Consider the following 19,009-nt stretch of genomic DNA (forward strand, 5'->3'; position numbering starts at 1 on the left):
ATGAAATTTTTTAAAATCAATCCAAATACCGATTTTAATTTACTTTGTTCTTTCATAAATCCCCATAAAATGGGGCAAAAGATCATGAGTGAAAAAACAAAAACTCATTTTATTTTTATCAAAGATATTTCTACTCCTGCAGCAAATATTTTAAAGCAAGATGCTTTAAGAGTAGGAGCTGAACTCATCACCCATAAAGAAGTAATTACTGCCAAAATTACTCATTCAAATGCGCTTTTAATGGCAAGTAAAGAGCAAATTCAAAAGCTTATTGTCAAAGAAAAACTTCAAGATTTTGGACTTAAAAATTTGGCTCTTTTTTTGCAAAAAGATTTTTTAAAACCGAAAAAAGCCGAGCTTATGGCAGTAATTAATGTCAATGAAGACAGTTTTAATGCAAAAAGTCGTGCGAGTGAAGAAGACTTTGAAAAAAGGCTTAATGACTTTCTTGCTTTAAAGCCTGAATATATCGATATAGGTGCGGTAAGTTCAAGACCTGGGAGTGAGTATTGTGGTAAGGAAGAGGAATTTAAAAGACTGAAAAAAGTACTTGACTTAATTTATGAGAAAAATTATTACGAACAAGCGATTTTTAGTTTAGATAGTTTTGATGAATATTGTCTAGAATATGCTTTAAATAAGGGTTTTAAACTCATTAATGATATTACAAGTTTAAGAAATCTTAATCTAGCCAAACTTGCAAGTAAATATGAGGCAAAATATTGCTTAATGCACATGCAAAACAATCCAAATAATATGCAAGATAATCCTTTTTATGAAGATTTGCTTGATGAGATGACTTTATTTTTTAAAGAAAAACTTGAACTTTTAGAAAGTTTTGGAGTAAAAGAAAGTATTTTAGATGTAGGTATTGGTTTTGGAAAGAGTGCGGGGCATAATATGATTTTAATCAAACACTTAGAACATTTTTTGCAATTTAATAAACCTTTACTTATAGGTGCGAGTCGCAAAAGTGTGATTAATGCGTATTTTCAAAGCGAGATTAAAGATCGTTTAGCAGGAACTTTGTATTTGCATTTAAAAGCTTTTGAAAATGGTGCTAGTATTATAAGAGTGCATGATTTATATGAACATAAACAACTTTTTGCTTTAGCGCAGGCAATGGATAATATAGGAGTTTAGATGAAAAAAGAAGAGTATTTAGAAAAAGTTGCTTTAGCAAATTTGTGGATGAGGGCATATTATGAAAAAGATGAACCCTTGGCTAGCGATGAAGAATACGATGCTTTAATCAGAGAATTAAGTGTTTTTGAAGAACAAAACAAAGATGAAATTTCAAAAGACTCTCCAACGCAAAAAATAGCTCCTATCATACAAAGCGAGTTTAAAAAAATAGCTCATTTAAGGCGTATGTGGTCGATGGAAGATGTGTTTGATGAGAGTGAGCTTAGGGCTTGGGTAAAACGCGCAAAATGTGAAAAAAACTTTTTTATAGAGCCTAAATTTGATGGAGCGAGTTTAAATTTACTTTATGAAAATGGTAAATTAGTAAGCGGTGCCACTAGGGGCGATGGCGAAGTGGGTGAGGATATAACGCTTAATGTTTTTGAGATAGAAAATATACCTAAAAATATAGCCTATAAAGAAAGGATAGAAATTCGTGGAGAAGTGGTGATTTTAAAAGATGATTTTGAGAAAATCAACGAAAAAAGAGCCCTTTTAAATCAAAGTTTATTTGCTAATCCACGCAATGCTGCAAGCGGGAGTTTAAGGCAGCTTGATACAAGCATCACTAAAGAAAGAAATTTGAAATTTTATCCTTGGGGAGTAGGGGAAAATACCTTAAATTTCACCAAACACAGCGAGGTGATGCAATTTATCAGAGAGCTTGGTTTTTTAAAGGATGATTTTGTAAGACTTTGCGCTAATTTAGACGAAGTTTTAAAAGCTTATGATGAGCTTTTAGTTTTAAGAGAAAAAAAACCTATGATGATGGATGGAATGGTGGTAAGAGTTGATGATCTTGCACTTTGTGAAGAATTAGGCTATACGGTAAAATTTCCAAAATTTATGGCAGCTTTTAAATTTCCTGCACTTGAAAAAACCACGCGTTTAATAGGGGTAAATTTACAAGTAGGAAGAAGTGGAGTGATCACTCCTGTGGCGGTTTTAGAACCTGTAAATTTAGATGGGGTTGTAGTAAAATCAGCCACCCTTCATAATTTTGATGAAATTGCAAGACTTGATGTTAAAATCAATGATTTTGTAAGCGTGATAAGAAGTGGTGATGTTATTCCTAAGATCACTAAGGTTTTTAAAGAGCGTAGAGAAGGTTTAGAGATGGAAATTTCACGCCCTAAACTTTGTCCTACTTGCCAAAGTGAGCTTTTGGATGAAGGAACTTTAATAAAATGTCAAAATATAGATTGTGAAGATAGACTTGTAAATTCTATCATTCATTTTGTTTCTAAAAAATGTCTTAATATCGACGGACTTGGAGAAAATATAGTAGAACTTTTATACAAGCACAAAAAAATCACTACGCTTGAGAGCATTTTTCATTTAAAATTTAGTGATTTTGAAGGTTTGGAAGGCTTTAAAGAAAAGAAAATCAACAATCTTTTAAATGCCATAGAGCAAGCCAGAGAATGTGAGCTTTTTCGTTTTATCACGGCTTTAGGGATAGAGCATATTGGCGAGGTTGCGGCTAAAAAATTAAGTTTAAGTTTTGGTAAAGAGTGGCACAAGCAAAGCTTTGAAGCTTATGCCAATTTAGAAGGTTTTGGAGAGCAAATGGCCTTAAGTCTTTGCGAATTTACGCGTGTTAATCATACAAGAATTGATGAATTTTACAAGCTTTTAAATTTGAAAATAGAAAAACTTGAAATCAAAAGTGATAGTATGATTTTTGGTAAAACTTTTGTGATTACAGGTACTCTTTCACGTCCAAGAGATGAGTTTAAGGCTTTGATAGAAAAGCTTGGGGGTAAGGTAAGCGGCTCTGTTTCTAAAAAGACTGACTATGTGCTTTTTGGAGAAGAGGCAGGTTCTAAACTTAGCAAGGCTAAAGAGCTTGAAGTAAAATGTATAAATGAAAGTGCTTTTAATGAGCTTGTTAAAGAATAGTTCTTATATTTTAACGCTTTTAAGCCTTTTTGGCTTTTTGCTAACTTGGCAAAGGAGTGCTTTTTCTTTATTTTTTTTAATTCCTATTTTTTTAACACTTTTTTGGGAATTCTTTTTATTTTTAAAGCTTAGAAAAAATATTATAAAAGAAGCTACTTTGATTAAGGGAAGTTTGTTTTATCGTATTAGTATGGGGGATTTTTATCTTTATATTTTTAGCTTTTTTTTGGCGATTTTTGGACTTGTTTCTTTATTTTTAAATTTTTTAAATCTTGAAAAAATTGATTTTGTTTTTATATTTATAATTTTACCTTTATTGATGATATTTTTAAAAAAAGAATTGCATTTGCAATTTGTAGATAATGCTTATAATGATTTTAGAATAGTTGTTATCGCTAGTTTTTTTACTGCTTTATTTTATGCATTTTATGGGTTTTTTTTTACTTACAATGAACTTTTAAATTTAGAACTTTTTTCTAGGAAAATCATTGCTTATAAGAGTGCTTCTTTTGTTTATTTTGATTTTTTATCTGAATTTTTACATTTTGTTTCAAATTTAAAATTTTTTATTTTTTCTTATTTTGGATATTTGGGGTTTAGGGCTTTAAATTTTATTTTTGATTTTTTTAATTTTTTTATGTTTTGTTCTCTTTTGGCTTTTGTTTTTAATTTTGTTTTGAAAATAAACATAAAAATAATTGTTTTATTTTTATGTTTTATCATGGTTTTAGGAAATTATTTTTTAAAAGAGCAAAGAAATAATGCCTTAAAATCCGAACAAGAGCAAATACTTTTATGGATGAATAATTTTAATTTTTTAAAAGATAATAACTTAAGTTTAATTCAAAAAGAAAAAGATCTTTTTGAAAAAGATCTTAAAGATCTTAGAGAAATTTTTAAAAAAAATGCTTTTGAAATAGGTATTTGGTGGTTTTCTAAAGAAAAAGAAGACTTAGAAAAAAGAATAAATGAGAGTTTAAAATGAGATTTGATTTTTTTGTTTCAAAGCGTTTAAATATCAGTAGAAATAAAGCCTTAGAGCTTATAGAAAATGAAGAGATTTTACTTAATGGTAAAAGTTTTAAAGCTTCTTTTGATGTGAAAAATTTTTTAGAAAATTTAAAAAAAACGCAAGATTTAAATCCTGAAGATATACTTTTAGCCAATGAGTTAAAATTGGATCTTTTAAGTGAAATTTATGTTTCAAGAGCAGCTTTGAAATTAAAAAAATTTTTAGAAGAAAATGATATTGAAATAAAACATAAAAATTGTCTTGATATAGGATCTAGTACGGGCGGTTTTGTTCAAATTTTACTTGAAAATCAGGCTTTAAAAATCACTGCTCTTGATGTGGGTAGTAATCAACTCCATCCAAGTTTAAGAGCAAATGAAAAAATTATCTTGCATGAAAATACAGATCTTAGAGCCTTTAAAAGTGAAGAAAAATTTGAACTTGTTACTTGTGATGTGAGTTTTATTTCTCTTATTAATTTACTTTATTACGTCGATAATTTAGCTTTAAAGGAAATTATTTTACTTTTTAAACCTCAGTTTGAAGTGGGAAAAAATATCAAAAGAGATAAAAAAGGTGTTTTAAAAGATGACAAGGCAATCTTAAAAGCAAGAATGGATTTTGAAAAAGAATGTGCTAAGTTAGGTTGGCTTTTAAAAAATACGCAAAAATCAAGCATTAAAGGAAAGGAAGGTAATGTTGAATATTTTTACTACTATATCAAAAATTAATATTACTTCTTTAGCCATAGGTTGTTTTGATGGTATGCATTTAGGACATCTAAAACTTGTAAAATATTTAGATGAGAATGGGGCTTTGCTAGTTATTAATAAATTTAAAGGTCAATTTCTTTGTTCAAATCGTCAAAAAGAAGAAATTTCAGGAAAAAAAGTTATAGAAGTGGATTTTGAAAGTATAAAATCTTTAGATGGTAAAGATTTTTTAAGCTTTTTGAAAAAAGAATTTACCAGTTTAAAATTTATAGTCGTGGGTTATGATTTTTCTTTTGGGAAAAATAGGGCTTATAGTGCTAAAGATATTGAGTTTTTAAGTGGGATAAAAACTATAATAGTTGATGAATTTAGCATAGGTGGAATAGGTGTTCATGCAAGTTTAATTAAGGATTTTTTATCAAGAGCAAATTTGCAAAAAGCAAAAGAATTTTTAGGGAGAAATTATAGCATCAAAGGAAAGGTAATTAAAGGACAAGGCTTAGGTTCTAAAGAACTTTTTGCAACTATAAATTTAGATTGCGAAGGTTATTTTTTGCCTCAAAATGGTGTTTACGCTACTTTGTTAAAAAGTCAAAGAAAAACTTATAAAAGTGTGAGTTTTTTAGGTGTAAGATCAAGCGATGAAAATTTTGCTATAGAAAGTCATATTTTAGAAGAATTGGGTGAAAATTTCACGCAAGGAGAGTTTTTTGAACTCGAGTTTATATCTTTTCTAAGAGAGAATCAAAAATTTCAAGATCTAAAAAAACTTAAAAATCAAATTACTAAAGATATAGAACAGGCTAGAGAATTATTAAGGAAAAATGATGAAAGATGAACTTTTTAAACAAAGCCCTAAAAAACAATTTGAATTTGATAAAAGCGTGGCTAGTGTTTTTGATGATATGATCAATCGTTCTGTACCATTTTATAGAGAAAATTTAGAACTTTGTGGCAATTTATTGGCTAAAATTTTACCTACAAATGCAAGTGTTTGCGATTTGGGCTGCTCAAGTGCTAATTTTTTGATTTTTTTGGCAAATCTAAGAAAGGATTTTAAACTTTTTGGCGTGGATAATTCTGCTTCCATGCTTGAAGTTGCAAAATCAAAAGCTAAAGCTTATGGGCTTGATATAAGTTTTTTTGAAGCTAATTTATGCGAATTTGATTTTTTTACTTGCGATGTTTTTGTAGCAAATTATACCATGCAGTTTATTCGTCCTCCTAAAAGACAAGAATTGCTTGATCAAATTTATAAAAATTTAAACTCTAAAGGCATTTTGATTATGAGTGAAAAAATCCTTTATGAAGATGCTTTTTTGTCTAAAAATATCATAGAACTTTATGCTGATTATAAAGAAAAACAAGGCTATTCTAAGTTTGAAATCGCAGCTAAAAGAGAAGCTTTGGAAAATGTTTTAATTCCTTATAGTCAAAAAGAAAATTTAAATATGCTAGAAAAGGCAGGTTTTAAGAAAATAGAAAGTATTTTTAAATGGGCAAATTTTGAAACTTTCATAGCTTTTAAGGATTAGAAATATTTTCATCTTCCCATTCATCTTTTGGAAAACCTATCTTATATGCATTAACACAATCTTGACTAATGATAGCTTTGTGTCTGCATTCTAAACTTCTTTTTTTTGCTTCCTCGGGGTGATTTTGATAATATTCTACACTTTTGGTTTGTTCGCATGCTGCAAAAAATATACCAATAAGGCTTAAAAAAAGAGTTATTTTCATGGTCATTTTTCCTGTGTCATATTAACATCATCGCTAAAGATAGAACTTTGATTGTTTTCTGTTGTTTTGGAAGGATAAATTTCAGAAGGTGTTTCTGCTATAGGTGGTATTATAATACTTTCATTATTTTCTGAACTTTGGTTAATATCTTTTGTGGTTTTTTCTTTTTTTAAATCATTTTGTTTTAAAGCTTCTAATATTTGATTATCAGATTTTTTCGGTGTGTTTGGACTGTATTTACCCTCTTCATTTGTTGGTTTAACACCAACTTTTAATGCATTAATACAATCTTCGCTAAGAGTTCCGCTTTCTTTGCATTCTTTCGCTTTTTCTTTTGCTTCGCTAGGAAGATTTTTGTAGTAATTTTCTGTTTTACTATCACAAGCTGTTATATTAATAACTATTAAAATTGCAAGTAAAATACTTAGTCTTCGCATTTATCAATCTCCTAAAATTTTTAATATCTTAGCAAACTTGTATAAAGCAACGATAAATTATTTTTCTTCATTGTAAGAAAAAATAGGTAAAGACCATTGATATTTGATAGCTAAAAGCCTTGCAAAAACTCCTATAAAAAGAGTTAAAAGTGTGCAAACTAGGGCATTAAGCTCAAGCCAAATTATTAGAGAATAATAGATTGCTCCTGCAATTATGGCAATTCCTGCATAAATTTCTTTTTGAAACACCAAGGGGATTCTCATACATAAAATATCTCTTAAAATTCCACCAAAAACACCGGTAATTACAGCGGCAGCAACGGCTATGATAAAGCCATGGTTTTGATCTATAGCTATTTGAGCTCCAAGTATGCTAAAAACAACAAGTCCTATAGCATCAAGAGTTAGAAATAAAGTTTCAAGTTTGGTTACTACGCGCGGAATTTTTGTGGCTACAAGGGCGCAAAAACAGATTAAAATAATATATTCAGGATGTTTAACCCAAGTTAAAGGATAATGTCCTAAAAGCACATCTCGTATGCTTCCGCCTCCAATTGCTGTTACGAGAGCAATAAAAATAACTCCAAAAAGATCCATTTTGTGGCGTCCTGCAGCTAAAGCTCCTGTCATTCCTTCTGCGGAAATACCTATGATATAAAGAGTGGTTATCGTAAGAGCATTTATCTCCATAATTTATACCTTAAAATTTATCACAATTTATTTGATACTGTTTAATATTTTCATCATTTACTTCGTGGTTTGGTGCTTGATAGCATTCTTTAAATTTCGGAGTTTTAATAATTTTCACATAAAAACTTGGTATAGCAATACGGTTTTTAATGTATTGTGGTTCTTTATCGTAAAGTACTAAATTTAAAACTTCGATACTTTGAAATTCTAAAGCTAAATTTCTTTCTCTTTGTTCGATTTCATTCCAAATTTTATTATTTATTTGTGCATTTTGTGGGGTAATATTACTCATTAAAAATACTGAATTTTGAGCAGCTTTACTAAAGCTAAAAGAAGCATTGGGTGCAGTGTGTCCTCGTGTGTAACCACTGTTTTTATAATTACTCCAAGTAGTGCGGTATTTTTTAGGAATATTTGTATCATCTTCAAAGCGAGGGCGTTTTTTGATTTGTCTATCTTTCAAATTTGAAGCTTCTACCTTATAAGCAACAGCTTTTGTGCCTTTGAGTTTATAATCATAGCAATTTAGATAAAAAAACTTATCTAAGATTTGCGAGCAATTTATATTGTTAAAATAAGAAGAAAAATCAGCACTAGGCTTGTAAGGTTCTAAGGCAAAAATATTAAGAGATATAGTGAGTAAAAAGATGAAAATTTTCATTTAAGTTCCTTATCTTTACTTTTGCAAAGATGATTTAAAAAACATTCTTTACATAAAGGTTTTTTAGCTTTACAGGTGTAACGTCCAAAAAGAACCATGGCTTGATGAAGATAGTTAAGATTATCTTTAAATGTGCGTGTTAAATCTTCTTCTGTAGCTTCTGGAGTTTTTGCTTTGCTAAGTCCTAAGCGGTGAGAAACTCTAAAAACATGAGTATCTACAGCCATGAAATTTGCTCCGCACCATTCTATTAAAACTACATGAGCGGTTTTTTGTCCTACGCCTGCTAAGGATTTTAAATTTTGTTCATCAAGGGGAATTTCTCCGTCAAAATTTTCACAAACTGCTTTTGCCATTTTTATAAGATTTTGTGCTTTATTATTAAAAAATGAACAAGTTTGTATATAGGTTTTAAGACTTGATAAATTTGCATTTGCAAGGGATTTAATATCAGGATAAGCTTTAAAAAGATCAGGAGTGATGAGATTAACTCTTTTATCAGTGCATTGGGCTGAAAGCATTACGCAGACTAAAAGCTCATATAAATTTGAAAATTTAAGCTCTGTTACAGGCTTGTCAAAATGTTTTAAAAAAAGTTCTTTGATTTCTAAATTTCTTTTCATTTTTTAATTTTAGTTAATTAGCTTTAAACCAAGTTTAGATATAATTGATTTTATATACATTATTATTAAAAAGGAAACCTAATGAAAAAATTTTCTTTAGTCGCAGCAACTTTGATTGCAGGTGTAGTTTTAAATGTAAATGCAGCTACAGTAGCTACTGTTAATGGCAAGAGCATTAGCGATACAGAAGTAAGTGAATTTTTTGCCCCTATGCTTAGAGGACAGGATTTTAAAACTTTGCCAGATAATCAAAAAAAAGCTCTTATTCAGCAATATATTATGCAAGATTTAATTTTGCAAGATGCTAAAAAACAAAATTTAGAAAAAGACCCTTTATACACAAAAGAACTTGATCGTGCAAAAGATGCAATACTTGTTAATGTTTATCAAGAGAAAATTTTAAATACTATTAAAATTGATGCGGCTAAAGTTAAAGCTTTTTATGATCAAAATAAAGACAAATATGTAAAACCTGCAAGAGTGCAAGCAAAACATATCTTAGTAGCGACAGAAAAAGAAGCTAAGGATATTATTAACGAACTTAAAGGTTTAAAAGGTAAAGAACTAGATGCTAAATTTAGCGAGCTTGCTAAAGAGAAATCAATTGATCCAGGTTCAAAAAACCAAGGTGGTGAGCTTGGTTGGTTTGATCAATCAACTATGGTAAAGCCTTTTACAGATGCTGCTTTCGCGCTTAAAAATGGTACTATTACTACAACTCCGGTAAAAACGAATTTTGGTTATCATGTAATCTTAAAAGAAAATTCGCAAGCTAAAGGTCAAATCAAATTTGATGAAGTAAAACAAGGTATTGAAAACGGACTTAAATTTGAAGAATTTAAAAAAGTTATCAATCAAAAAGGCCAAGATCTTTTAAATAGTGCTAAAGTGGAATATAAATAATGGGTGTTTTAGACATTGTAAAAGCAGGGGTGATTAGCGGAGATGAGCTTAATAAAATTTATGACTATGCTAAAGCAGAGGGTTTTGCTATCCCTGCTGTTAATGTTGTAGGAACTGATTCTATTAATGCAGTTTTAGAAGCTGCAAAAAAAGTTAACTCTCCAGTTATTATCCAGTTTTCAAATGGTGGGGCAAAATTTTATGCAGGGAAAAATTGTCCTAATGGAGAAGTTTTAGGTGCAATTAGTGGGGCTAAACATGTACATTTGCTTGCTAAAGCTTATGGTGTACCTGTGATTTTACACACTGATCATGCTGCAAGAAAACTTTTGCCTTGGATTGATGGGCTTATTGAGGCAAATGCACAATATAAAAAAACCCATGGACAAGCTTTATTTAGTTCTCATATGCTTGATCTTAGCGAAGAAAGTTTAGAAGAAAATCTTAGCATTTGTGAAGTTTATCTTCAAAAACTTGATGCTTTAGGTGTCGCGCTTGAAATAGAATTAGGTTGTACAGGTGGCGAAGAAGATGGAGTGGATAATACAGGTATTGATAATTCCAAGCTTTATACCCAACCAGAAGATGTAGCTCTTGCATATGAAAGACTTGGAAAAATTAGTGATAAATTTTCAATCGCAGCAAGTTTTGGAAATGTACATGGAGTTTACAAGCCAGGAAATGTTAGCTTACAACCTGAAATTTTAAAAAATTCGCAAAAATTTGTAAAAGATAAATTTGCTTTAAATAGCGATAAGCCTATAAATTTTGTATTTCATGGCGGTAGCGGTAGTGAGCTAAAAGATATTAAAAATGCAGTAAGCTATGGCGTAATTAAGATGAATATTGACACAGATACTCAATGGGCTTTTTGGGATGGGGTGCGTGAATATGAACTTAAAAATAGGGCTTATTTGCAAGGACAAATTGGAAATCCAGAAGGTGATGACAAGCCAAATAAAAAATACTATGATCCGCGTGTTTGGTTAAGAAGCGGTGAAGAAAGCATGATAAAACGTCTTGAAATCGCTTTTGAAGATTTAAACTGTATAAACAAAAACTAAGCATTTTAAAGGCTTAGTTTTATTTTGTTTTAAAAATTTTTATCAAATTAAGTAGCAATCTTTAAAATAAAATTTTTAATGAGGTATTGGTTTCATGGATATTAAATCAGATGAAATTTCAGAACTTGTTTTGCCTGAAGGCAAAGATGCAAGAGGTTCTTTGGTTTATTTTAAAATTATTTTTATTCCAGCTTTTCTTTATATTTTGATTTTATTGGGTTATTTTAATGTAATTGACTTTAAGGTCGAATTACATACGGTTATTATGACAGGTGTGATTTTTTTTACAGCATTGATTTTTGCTAGACATAGTGCTGAGTATGCGTATAGTATTTTTGAACAACAAAAAGATGAATTTAAACAGGCTTTAAAAAGACATATTATGAGGCATTTTCTTGCCATAGGGAAAGACACGAAATCAAATGCCAATTTTGATGACTTTGCTTATACATATATTAAGGGTGCAAGAAATGAGAATTTTGCTAGTATAGGTTCGGCAATTTTTCCAATGATGGGAATTTTAGGAACTTTTATCAGCATAGCTTTTTCAATGCCAAATTTTAGTTCTAGTGATACAGCTGCTTTAGAACAAGAAATTGCAGATTTGTTAAGTGGAGTGGGAACTGCTTTTTATGTTTCAATTTATGGAATTTTTCTTGCATTATGGTGGATGTTTTTTGAAAAATATGGTAAAAGCAAAATAGATCGTTTGCTAAATCGTCAAAAAAACGCTACAAGTGGATTTTTTTGGACAAAAGAAGAGCTTGATCAAAGATATTTAACTGAGAGTTTGCAACATTTTGAAAAAATTGGAGCAATTTTTAAACAAGTTAGTAATGATGATTTTTTTGCAGAGCTTGATCATGCTATTGATAGAAAATTTGGTATTTTCCAAGATATGCTAAATGTAGAAGAAAAGGCTATTAGATTAAGTAGTGAACATATCAAACAAACCATGGGTGAGCTTAGTAAAGCACAAAGAGATCAACGCGATCTTGGAAAGCTTTATAGTGAAATGTTAAATGGTATAGGTTTGCTCAATCAAAATTTAAAAGAAATCAATACAAGAATGTCAGAACAATATAATCGCTTGCTTGATATCAGTAGTGATAAAATTCATCATCTTGATAAGACGCTAAGTGCATTTGATGAAAAAATAGAGCGTTTTGGTAAAAATTTTGAACTTTATGAAAAAGCAATGTTGGAAAGTCAAGAAAAGGTTTTTGAGGGATTTAAAGCAAGCTTGTTTGAAGGTATGCATAAATTTAAAGAAGTATATGAAGAAGAAAAAAGTATTGATGCTAAAATCAAAATGATGGATGAGCTTAAAAAAGAAATGAAAGCACTTGATGAAGAAACAAGTCAAATGATGAGCAAGCTTTCTGGGGATGAAAATCAGAATAAAGAAAATGAAACCAAACAAATAGAAGATTTTTCAGAGTCTAAGACTGAAGAAAATCAAGATGAAATTCAAGCAGAAATATCTAAGCAAGAAAGCAATGATGAGCTAAAAAATGAAGATAAAGAAAATAAATGAAAAATGAGTCAAAAGAAGATAGCAATTTTTGGATAGCTTATGCTGATTTAATGGCAGGATTGCTGTTTGTTTTTATTTTGCTAATAGGTGCTATTGTTGTAAAATATGTTTTAACTCAAAGTGATTTAAAAGAAATTAAAGATAATCTCAATAAACAAGAGACACGCTTAGAGGAGAGTAAAGAAGAGCTTAGAAATAAAGAAGCCATAGTGTTTAAACTAAGTTCTGATTTAAACAATGCTTCTAGTGCTTTAAATCTTGCTAATTCTCAAAAAGCAGAATTAGAGGCTAATATTACAAATTACAAGCAGTTAAGCAAAGATTTAAACTCAACTTTAGATAATAAAGATAAGCAAATTTTGATTTTACTAGGTCAACTAGAGAAAAAAGATGAAGAGCTTAAAAATTTACAAGAAGATTTTCAAAAAGCTAAAGAAAAGGTGCAAAATCTTGGTTTGATTCGTGAAAATTTAAGCAAGGAATTACAAAGTAAGCTTGATAATAATATCACTATAGATGAAAAGACAGGATCTATTTCTTTGCCTGCTGAAGTACTTTTTGATAAAGATTCTTATGTGTTAAAAAATGAGGCAAAGGCAAGTTTGAGAAAAATCTTAAGCGAATATTTTGATGCTATTCTTGAAGATCCAAAAATTTTTTCTAACATTGAAAATATCATTATTGAAGGACATACTGATAGTGATGGATCTTATATTTATAATTTAGATTTGTCGCAAAAAAGAGCTTATGAGGTGATGAATTTTATCTATACTTTTTATAAGAGTGATAAGCTTCAAAAGCTTTTAATGGCAAGTGGACGTTCTTTTTCAGATCCTGTGTTTGTCAACGGAGTTGAAGATAAGGATAAGAGTCGTCGCATAGAAATAAAATTTAGCATTAAAAATGATAATGCTTTAAAGGATGTAGAAAAATTCTTTGAATTTCATTAAAACAATTAGTCCTATACAAAAAATCAATTTTAACGGATTTGAATTTTATATTAAAAGAGATGATTTATTAGGGGAAATTAATGGAAATAAAGCTAGGAAACTTGCTTTTTATATCCATCAAAGATATCCTAAAAATCAATCTTTTGTAAGTTATGGAGGAAGCCAAAGTAATGCTTTGGCGGCATTAAGTATTTTTGCTAAACAAAGATCATATAAGCTTGTTTTTGCTTGTGAAAAAATTTCTACTTTTCTTAAGAATAATCCTTGTGGAAACTATGCTTTAGCTTTAGAAAATGGTGTTGATTTTGTAGAAAATATCTATTCTTTATCCTTAAAGCAATTTGCTTTGTCTTTGTGTAAAAAAGATGATGTTTTTATAGAACAAGGTATAGCTAATTTAGAAGCTCAATATGGCTATATGGAACTTGCTCAAGAAATTCAAATGCAAAGTCAAAGTTTAAAGCTTGATTTTGATATTTTTTTACCTTCGGGTACAGGCACTTCGGCAGCTTTTTTGGCAAAGTATTCTAAATTTAAAGTATTTACTTGCGCTTGTGTAGGTGATATTAAATATCTTAAAAAACAAATTTTAACATTAGATCCAAGCTATGATTTTTCAAATTTAGAATTTTTAACAAGTGATAAAAAATATCACTTTGCTAAGCCGTATAAAGAATTTTATGAGCTTTATATGGATTTAAAGTTAAAGTGTAATATAGAATTTGACTTGTTGTATGATATTTTAGGATTAAGTATAGCATTAAAACAAGAGTGGAAAAAACCATTGCTTTATATACATCAAGGTGGAATTTTAGGAAATTCCACTATGCTAGAGAGATATAAATTTAAAAAATCAGTTTAAAATTCCATAGATAAAAATGATTAAAATAATCAAAGGTACTATATATTTTACATAATAAAACCAAATTCCAAACCATGAACTTTTAAGTGTATTGTTATTGCTAAGTTCTTTTAGACTTTCTTGTTTGCCTAAAATCCAACCTACATAAATACAGCAAAAAAATGCAGTTAAAACAAACAAAATATTTCCACCAATGAAATCAAAACTATCAAAAATGTTTTTTCCTTTGATGATAACAATATCACGCCAAGGCCCATAAGTTAGAATACAGGGAAGATTGCCAAGTATGAAGATAAACCCTAGAGTTAGGTTAATAGAAAGATTTTTAGAATATTTAAATTTTTCTTCTAATACGCTAATAATAACTTGATAAATTGGCAAGCTTGTGGTTAAAGCTGCAATCAAGAGTAAGACAAAAAATAAAATACACACAATGGTGCCAAAATGGATATGAGAAAATGCTATAGGTAAAGTTTCAAAAACCAAAGAAGGCCCGCTATCTGGAGCAAGTCCCGCTGAGAAAAGTGCTGGAAAAATCATAAAACCAGCCAAAACAGCTATGATAGTATTTAAAACCCCTGTATAAATAGCGGTTTTTGCCATATTTTCATTTTTATTAAGATGAGATGAAAGTGTTATCATTACCCCAAAACCTAGGGATAAAGCAAAAAAGACTTGTCCTAAAACATTGATTAAAAGTTTTGGTGATAAAATTTTACTAAAATCAGGTTCAAGATAAAATTTAACTCCAGCCATAGCTCCATCAAGGGTTAAATTGCGTCCTACAACAATAATAAGACAGATAAATAATAAAGGCATTAAAAATTTTACGGATTTTTCTATACCATCTATAATGCCTCTTTTTAAAATAATATAATTAATAATTACAAAAACAGTGGTAAAAATACCAACTCCTAAAGGATTGAAGGCTATTTTGTCGTTAAAAAACTGATGAGTAAATTCTTTGCTTACTACATTGGCAAGACTAAAATTCCCTAGGGTTAATTCCCAAATATAAACTAAAACCCATCCTCCAAGTACCATGTAGTAAGCCATTATGCCAAAGCTTCCTAAAAGTCCCATATATCCAATACTTTGCCATTTTTGTTTGAAAGCATCTACGCTATTTGTCATCGCTTTTCTGCCTATGACATTTTCAACTAAAATAACAGGAATGCCTATGATAATCATGGCTATACAAAAAACTAATACATAAGCACCGCCACCATTTTCTCCTACAAGATAGGGAAAACGCCAAGTTGCTCCAAATCCTATGGTTGCTCCAGCAACTGTTAGAATATAAGTTAGTGTGCTACTCCATGTTTGTCTTTGCATGATTATCCTTTCGAAAAAGAATTATTTTACCTAAAAATAACTTTAAAAACTTATAAGCTATCCATATAGCTTATATCGTAAGTATTTTTTAAGCGTTTGTGTATCGTTTCGTGCCAATTTTGAGATATGAGAGAGTTTAATTTTTCTAATTTATCTAATAAATTCGGATTTTGCTTAAGAATTTGATGCGGGGAGTAAAAAAGTTGATTGAGTTCAAATACACTAAGTGAAGTAGAATTTTTTTCTAAAATTTTAATGTTTTCATGCTTTCGTATTTGTCCAACTTGTAAAACTTTATAATACCATCCACTCAAGCCCGTTTTAAAAATTTCATGTGTAAAATTTGGATTATTGTGAATTTTAGAAATTTTTACACAAGGTTTTCTAGGTTCGCTTACTTGCAGTATTGCATTTGAAAATTGATGTATATCACCTATGCAAACATTTTGTTCACAAAGCCCATCGATGCTCAAATTTTCACCCATTGAGCCAAAATTTAGCTTTTTATTAAGAAATCTTTCCCATATAGGATAGTTTTGACAAGAGTTGGCAAAAATAGCCTTATAGTAGCCTCCATGATGAATTTTATCAGCTATTTGATCATCTAAAATACTTAGAAAATCAATTTGTATTTCTTCTAGGTAAGTATCTTTAATAAATGCGCTTTGGAAATTTTTATAGTTTTTGATTTTCCCTATTTGCAAACTTTGAATTTTCATGGTTCTAGTTTTTTTAATAAATCATCAGCACTGATAAAACCCGTGATTTTTAATTTTTCTTTTCCATTTTCAAAGAAAATTAAAACAGGTGGGCCAAAAACATTAAATTCTTTCATGGTTTTAATTTGTTCATTATTATTTTCGCTTACATCAACTTTGATAAGTTTGTAATTTTGCATTTTTTGTATGATTCTTTCATCGCTAAAGGTTAATTCATCTAAAAGTTTGCAATTTTCACACCAAGATGCAGTAAAATCAAGCATTATAGGCTTTGTATTTGTTTGTATTTCTTGCTTTAATTGTTCAAAATTGTTGATATAATCATAGCTTAAAGCATGTTTTGAGGCAGATATAGTATTGAAATTTAAAGGATTTAAGAAATTTTTAGCCCCAAAAAGTCCTCCTAGGAAAATACTTAGAGAATAAGCTAAAATAAGAATTAAAATACTTTTTTTAATTTTAGAAATTATTGTAAAACTTTTTTCAAAAATTCCCATAAAAACACTAAAAAATACACCTAAAATTCCATAGGCAATTAAAATGTAATTTTCTTCAATAATTCTAGAAAGTATCCAAATAGCCATAGCCAACATAACAAAACCAAAGAAAATTTTTACTTTTTCCATCCAAAAACCAGGTTTAATAAAACCTAATCCTAAGCCTATGAAAAGCAAAGGTATACCCATGCCAAAACTCATGATAAAAAGTGCACTACCACCTAATAAAGCATTGCCTGTATTGGCTATATAAATTAAAGCACCTGCTAAAGGAGCTGCTACGCAAGGACCTACTATTAAAGCAGATAAAAATCCCATGATGGCTATACCTACAACTCCCTTCCCTTTTTCGCTTTTTTTATGTATAAAGGTTTGAAATCTTAATGGCAATTCAAAACGAAAAGCTCCAAACATAGCAAAAGCAAAAGCTATGAAAATTAGAGCAAAAAGAATTAAAATAATAGGTTTTTGTAAAATTCCTTGAATACTTGCTCCTAGAAAACTTGCTATAACTCCAGCAATAGCATAGGCTAAAGACATGAAAAAAACATAGATAAAAGAGAGAAAAAAACTATATTTTTTTGAAAATTTAGCATTACTTTTTGCTACGATAAGAGAAGATAAAATCGGAATCATAGGTAAAATACAAGGTGTTAAGGAGAGTAAAAGTCCATAGCCAAAAAAACTTAGCAAAATCCAAAAAAAGTTATCTGTTGCTAAAAAATTTGCTATAGAGCTTTCTTCAGATTCAATTTTAGTTTTTTTATCTGTTTTTTGAGCTTTGTAAGGTTTTGAAATTTCAAAAGCATCTTTTTTAGAAATGAGATCAAAGTACCAAGTTTGAGGATTATAACACAAGCCTTGTTCAGAACAGCCTTGAAATTCGAGTTTGATTAAATTTGTGGTATTTTTTGCAAAGCGCTCTAGTAATAAATTTGGCAAAGCTAAATTTAATTTTTGATAATAAACATTTTCATTACCTCTTGTAGAACTTTGAGGTAGATTAATCAAAGAACTTGTATCTTTTTCGTTTATATATAATTTAAGTTTATTAGAATAAAGATAAATATCTTTTCCAAGTTCAATATCAATTGAGATAGAGTTATTATAAGAGTTTGATTTTACATTAAAAGCTTCATTTAAAGATAATATAGAAGCAAAACATAAACAAAAACTTAATAAAATAATACCAAAAATACGCATAAATTTCCTAAAAACTTATTTTTTCCTTTATTTTTAACTTCAATTATAATTTATTATGGTAAATTTACTTTAAATACTTTATAAAGGTTTGAAAATGCAAGAAAATAATTCTCCAAAAGCGCAAGCGGTTGTTAAAAAGAATGAAATTTATGTTTCTGTTAAAAGAAAGAAAAGTACAATAGAATATGAAAAAGATTTAAAGAATTTGCAAATTGAGCTTTTGAAATTTCAAAATCATGTTAAAGCCAAGGGTTTAAAGGTTCTTATACTTATAGAAGGGCGTGATGCGGCTGGAAAAGGTGGGGCGATTAAACGTTTGATTGAGCATTTAAATCCGCGTGGTTGCCGCGTTGTGGCTCTTGAAAAACCTAGTGATGTGGAAAAAACACAGTGGTATTTTCAGCGTTATATAGCACATTTGCCCTCAGCCGGTGAGATTGTGATTTTTGACAGATCTTGGTATAATCGTGCAGGAGTAGAACCGGTTATGGGTTTTTGTACACCGCAACAACATAAAGATTTTTTAAGAGAAGTGCCTTTGTTTGAAAATATGATTTCAAATAGTGATATTATTTTTTTTAAATTTTATTTTTCAGTATCAAAAGACGAGCAAAAAAAACGTTTTGAAAAACGCCGAAGCGATCCACTTAAACAATATAAATTATCTCCTGTGGATCAAAAATCGCAAGAATTATGGGATAAATATACTTTAGCTAAATACTCTATGCTTTTAGCATCTAATACTCCAACTTGTCCTTGGACTATTATTTCTTCTGATGATAAGAAAAAAGCAAGATTAAATTTATTGCGTTTTATACTTTCTAAGGTAGAATATCCAAATAAAAAAACTGGAGATTTTTCCAAAATTGATGCAAAATTAGTGCGTAGTGGAGAAGAAGAAATACGAAAAATGGAGGCGAATTTGGAAAAACTTGACAGTAAAAAAGCAGATGAGAAAATAAAAGATTTAGATTAA

At 29.5% G+C, this 19,009-nt stretch carries 20 protein-coding genes; 12 read left to right on the forward strand and 8 right to left on the reverse strand.

The window, feature by feature from the left end; all coding sequences use genetic code 11:
- The 6 genes from folP to cmoA are packed head-to-tail and all read left to right on the forward strand — an operon-like array spanning position 1 to position 6,347.
- A complete protein-coding gene (gene folP / locus OT390_RS03095; protein WP_002894426.1) occupies positions 1–1,143 on the forward strand; it encodes a dihydropteroate synthase in 1,143 nt (380 codons plus the stop codon).
- Positions 1,144–3,087, forward strand: a complete 1,944-nt coding sequence (gene ligA, locus OT390_RS03100) for an NAD-dependent DNA ligase LigA (protein WP_052800272.1) — start codon at positions 1,144–1,146, stop codon at positions 3,085–3,087. It begins immediately after the preceding gene.
- The gene (locus OT390_RS03105; RefSeq protein ID WP_079462649.1) at positions 3,068–4,072 is read left to right on the forward strand and encodes a hypothetical protein; all 1,005 of its coding nucleotides are present in this window, start codon (positions 3,068–3,070) and stop codon (positions 4,070–4,072) included. Before ligA ends, OT390_RS03105 begins: the two co-directional genes overlap by 20 nt.
- Positions 4,069–4,830, forward strand: coding sequence for a TlyA family RNA methyltransferase (locus OT390_RS03110; protein ID WP_002854799.1), 762 nt, complete (start codon positions 4,069–4,071; stop codon positions 4,828–4,830). The genes OT390_RS03105 and OT390_RS03110 overlap by 4 nt, the downstream gene beginning before the upstream one ends.
- On the forward strand, positions 4,796–5,650 hold the full coding sequence (locus tag OT390_RS03115; RefSeq protein ID WP_002854793.1) for a bifunctional riboflavin kinase/FAD synthetase: 855 nt from the start codon (positions 4,796–4,798) through the stop codon (positions 5,648–5,650). The genes OT390_RS03110 and OT390_RS03115 overlap by 35 nt, the downstream gene beginning before the upstream one ends.
- A complete protein-coding gene (gene cmoA, locus OT390_RS03120; protein ID WP_002859101.1) occupies positions 5,637–6,347 on the forward strand; it encodes a carboxy-S-adenosyl-L-methionine synthase CmoA in 711 nt (236 codons plus the stop codon). Before OT390_RS03115 ends, cmoA begins: the two co-directional genes overlap by 14 nt.
- Here the strand turns inward: cmoA and OT390_RS03125 are convergent.
- Genes OT390_RS03125 through nth form a run of 5 tightly spaced genes read right to left on the reverse strand, consistent with a single transcriptional unit; the run spans position 6,337 to position 8,963 of the window.
- Complete coding sequence (locus tag OT390_RS03125) at positions 6,337–6,558, reverse strand: EexN family lipoprotein (RefSeq protein ID WP_002859102.1); 222 nt, start codon at positions 6,556–6,558, stop codon at positions 6,337–6,339. The two genes, cmoA and OT390_RS03125, sit on opposite strands and share 11 nt — an antisense overlap.
- On the reverse strand, positions 6,555–6,989 hold the full coding sequence (locus tag OT390_RS03130; protein WP_002855128.1) for an EexN family lipoprotein: 435 nt from the start codon (positions 6,987–6,989) through the stop codon (positions 6,555–6,557). Before OT390_RS03130 ends, OT390_RS03125 begins: the two co-directional genes overlap by 4 nt.
- Positions 6,990–7,046: 57 nt before the next feature.
- Positions 7,047–7,679, reverse strand: coding sequence for a trimeric intracellular cation channel family protein (locus OT390_RS03135; RefSeq protein ID WP_002852232.1), 633 nt, complete (start codon positions 7,677–7,679; stop codon positions 7,047–7,049).
- A gap of 10 nt (positions 7,680–7,689) precedes the next feature.
- Complete coding sequence (locus tag OT390_RS03140; RefSeq protein WP_002852117.1) at positions 7,690–8,340, reverse strand: DNA/RNA non-specific endonuclease; 651 nt, start codon at positions 8,338–8,340, stop codon at positions 7,690–7,692.
- Positions 8,337–8,963 (reverse strand): endonuclease III, encoded by a 627-nt coding sequence (gene nth, locus OT390_RS03145; RefSeq protein ID WP_002852225.1) that lies wholly within the window; start codon positions 8,961–8,963, stop codon positions 8,337–8,339. Before nth ends, OT390_RS03140 begins: the two co-directional genes overlap by 4 nt.
- An 81-nt stretch (positions 8,964–9,044) precedes the next feature.
- Between nth and peb4 the strand changes: the two genes are divergently transcribed.
- From peb4 to OT390_RS03170, 5 genes are all read left to right on the forward strand, one after another.
- On the forward strand, positions 9,045–9,866 hold the full coding sequence (gene peb4 / locus OT390_RS03150; RefSeq protein WP_002852119.1) for a peptidylprolyl isomerase PEB4: 822 nt from the start codon (positions 9,045–9,047) through the stop codon (positions 9,864–9,866).
- Positions 9,866–10,930 carry a class II fructose-bisphosphate aldolase gene (gene fbaA / locus OT390_RS03155; protein ID WP_032586553.1) on the forward strand — a complete coding sequence of 355 codons (1,065 nt, stop codon included), beginning with the start codon at positions 9,866–9,868 and terminating at the stop codon, positions 10,928–10,930. Before peb4 ends, fbaA begins: the two co-directional genes overlap by 1 nt.
- Positions 10,931–11,024: 94 nt before the next feature.
- Entirely contained in the window at positions 11,025–12,467 is a 1,443-nt protein-coding gene (locus OT390_RS03160) for a MotA/TolQ/ExbB proton channel family protein (protein ID WP_002852205.1), read from the forward strand.
- Positions 12,464–13,417: an OmpA family protein gene (locus OT390_RS03165; RefSeq protein WP_002875369.1), complete on the forward strand. Its 954-nt coding sequence runs from the start codon at positions 12,464–12,466 to the stop codon at positions 13,415–13,417. Before OT390_RS03160 ends, OT390_RS03165 begins: the two co-directional genes overlap by 4 nt.
- On the forward strand, positions 13,404–14,279 hold the full coding sequence (locus tag OT390_RS03170) for a 1-aminocyclopropane-1-carboxylate deaminase/D-cysteine desulfhydrase (RefSeq protein WP_002867705.1): 876 nt from the start codon (positions 13,404–13,406) through the stop codon (positions 14,277–14,279). The genes OT390_RS03165 and OT390_RS03170 overlap by 14 nt, the downstream gene beginning before the upstream one ends.
- Here the strand turns inward: OT390_RS03170 and OT390_RS03175 are convergent.
- Genes OT390_RS03175 through dsbD form a run of 3 tightly spaced genes read right to left on the reverse strand, consistent with a single transcriptional unit; the run spans position 14,271 to position 18,033 of the window.
- Positions 14,271–15,614: a sodium-dependent transporter gene (locus OT390_RS03175; protein WP_394535929.1), complete on the reverse strand. Its 1,344-nt coding sequence runs from the start codon at positions 15,612–15,614 to the stop codon at positions 14,271–14,273. The two genes, OT390_RS03170 and OT390_RS03175, sit on opposite strands and share 9 nt — an antisense overlap.
- Positions 15,615–15,664: 50 nt before the next feature.
- Positions 15,665–16,333, reverse strand: coding sequence for an MOSC domain-containing protein (locus OT390_RS03180; RefSeq protein WP_002867707.1), 669 nt, complete (start codon positions 16,331–16,333; stop codon positions 15,665–15,667).
- Positions 16,330–18,033 carry a protein-disulfide reductase DsbD gene (gene dsbD / locus OT390_RS03185; protein WP_406611512.1) on the reverse strand — a complete coding sequence of 568 codons (1,704 nt, stop codon included), beginning with the start codon at positions 18,031–18,033 and terminating at the stop codon, positions 16,330–16,332. The genes OT390_RS03180 and dsbD overlap by 4 nt, the downstream gene beginning before the upstream one ends.
- A gap of 94 nt (positions 18,034–18,127) precedes the next feature.
- Between dsbD and ppk2 the strand changes: the two genes are divergently transcribed.
- The gene (gene ppk2, locus OT390_RS03190) at positions 18,128–19,009 is read left to right on the forward strand and encodes a polyphosphate kinase 2 (protein WP_002852184.1); all 882 of its coding nucleotides are present in this window, start codon (positions 18,128–18,130) and stop codon (positions 19,007–19,009) included.

Origin of the sequence: Campylobacter sp. CFSAN122748 (genome assembly GCF_045277125.1) — a bacterium.
GTDB classification, from domain to species: domain Bacteria; phylum Campylobacterota; class Campylobacteria; order Campylobacterales; family Campylobacteraceae; genus Campylobacter_D; species Campylobacter_D jejuni.

Excerpts from the sequence above, each read along its gene's own strand:
- folP (WP_002894426.1), top strand. The coding sequence starts at position 1 with ATGAAATTTTTTAAAATCAATCCAAATACCGATTTTAATTTACTTTGT.
- ligA (WP_052800272.1), top strand. The coding sequence starts at position 1,144 with ATGAAAAAAGAAGAGTATTTAGAAAAAGTTGCTTTAGCAAATTTGTGG.
- OT390_RS03105 (WP_079462649.1), top strand. The coding sequence starts at position 3,068 with ATGAGCTTGTTAAAGAATAGTTCTTATATTTTAACGCTTTTAAGCCTT.
- OT390_RS03110 (WP_002854799.1), top strand. The coding sequence starts at position 4,069 with ATGAGATTTGATTTTTTTGTTTCAAAGCGTTTAAATATCAGTAGAAAT.
- OT390_RS03115 (WP_002854793.1), top strand. The coding sequence starts at position 4,796 with ATGTTGAATATTTTTACTACTATATCAAAAATTAATATTACTTCTTTA.
- cmoA (WP_002859101.1), top strand. The coding sequence starts at position 5,637 with ATGATGAAAGATGAACTTTTTAAACAAAGCCCTAAAAAACAATTTGAA.
- OT390_RS03125 (WP_002859102.1), bottom strand. The coding sequence starts at position 6,558 with ATGACCATGAAAATAACTCTTTTTTTAAGCCTTATTGGTATATTTTTT.
- OT390_RS03130 (WP_002855128.1), bottom strand. The coding sequence starts at position 6,989 with ATGCGAAGACTAAGTATTTTACTTGCAATTTTAATAGTTATTAATATA.
- OT390_RS03135 (WP_002852232.1), bottom strand. The coding sequence starts at position 7,679 with ATGGAGATAAATGCTCTTACGATAACCACTCTTTATATCATAGGTATT.
- OT390_RS03140 (WP_002852117.1), bottom strand. The coding sequence starts at position 8,340 with ATGAAAATTTTCATCTTTTTACTCACTATATCTCTTAATATTTTTGCC.
- nth (WP_002852225.1), bottom strand. The coding sequence starts at position 8,963 with ATGAAAAGAAATTTAGAAATCAAAGAACTTTTTTTAAAACATTTTGAC.
- peb4 (WP_002852119.1), top strand. The coding sequence starts at position 9,045 with ATGAAAAAATTTTCTTTAGTCGCAGCAACTTTGATTGCAGGTGTAGTT.
- fbaA (WP_032586553.1), top strand. The coding sequence starts at position 9,866 with ATGGGTGTTTTAGACATTGTAAAAGCAGGGGTGATTAGCGGAGATGAG.
- OT390_RS03160 (WP_002852205.1), top strand. The coding sequence starts at position 11,025 with ATGGATATTAAATCAGATGAAATTTCAGAACTTGTTTTGCCTGAAGGC.
- OT390_RS03165 (WP_002875369.1), top strand. The coding sequence starts at position 12,464 with ATGAAAAATGAGTCAAAAGAAGATAGCAATTTTTGGATAGCTTATGCT.
- OT390_RS03175 (WP_394535929.1), bottom strand. The coding sequence starts at position 15,614 with ATGCAAAGACAAACATGGAGTAGCACACTAACTTATATTCTAACAGTT.
- OT390_RS03180 (WP_002867707.1), bottom strand. The coding sequence starts at position 16,333 with ATGAAAATTCAAAGTTTGCAAATAGGGAAAATCAAAAACTATAAAAAT.
- dsbD (WP_406611512.1), bottom strand. The coding sequence starts at position 18,033 with ATGCGTATTTTTGGTATTATTTTATTAAGTTTTTGTTTATGTTTTGCT.
- ppk2 (WP_002852184.1), top strand. The coding sequence starts at position 18,128 with ATGCAAGAAAATAATTCTCCAAAAGCGCAAGCGGTTGTTAAAAAGAAT.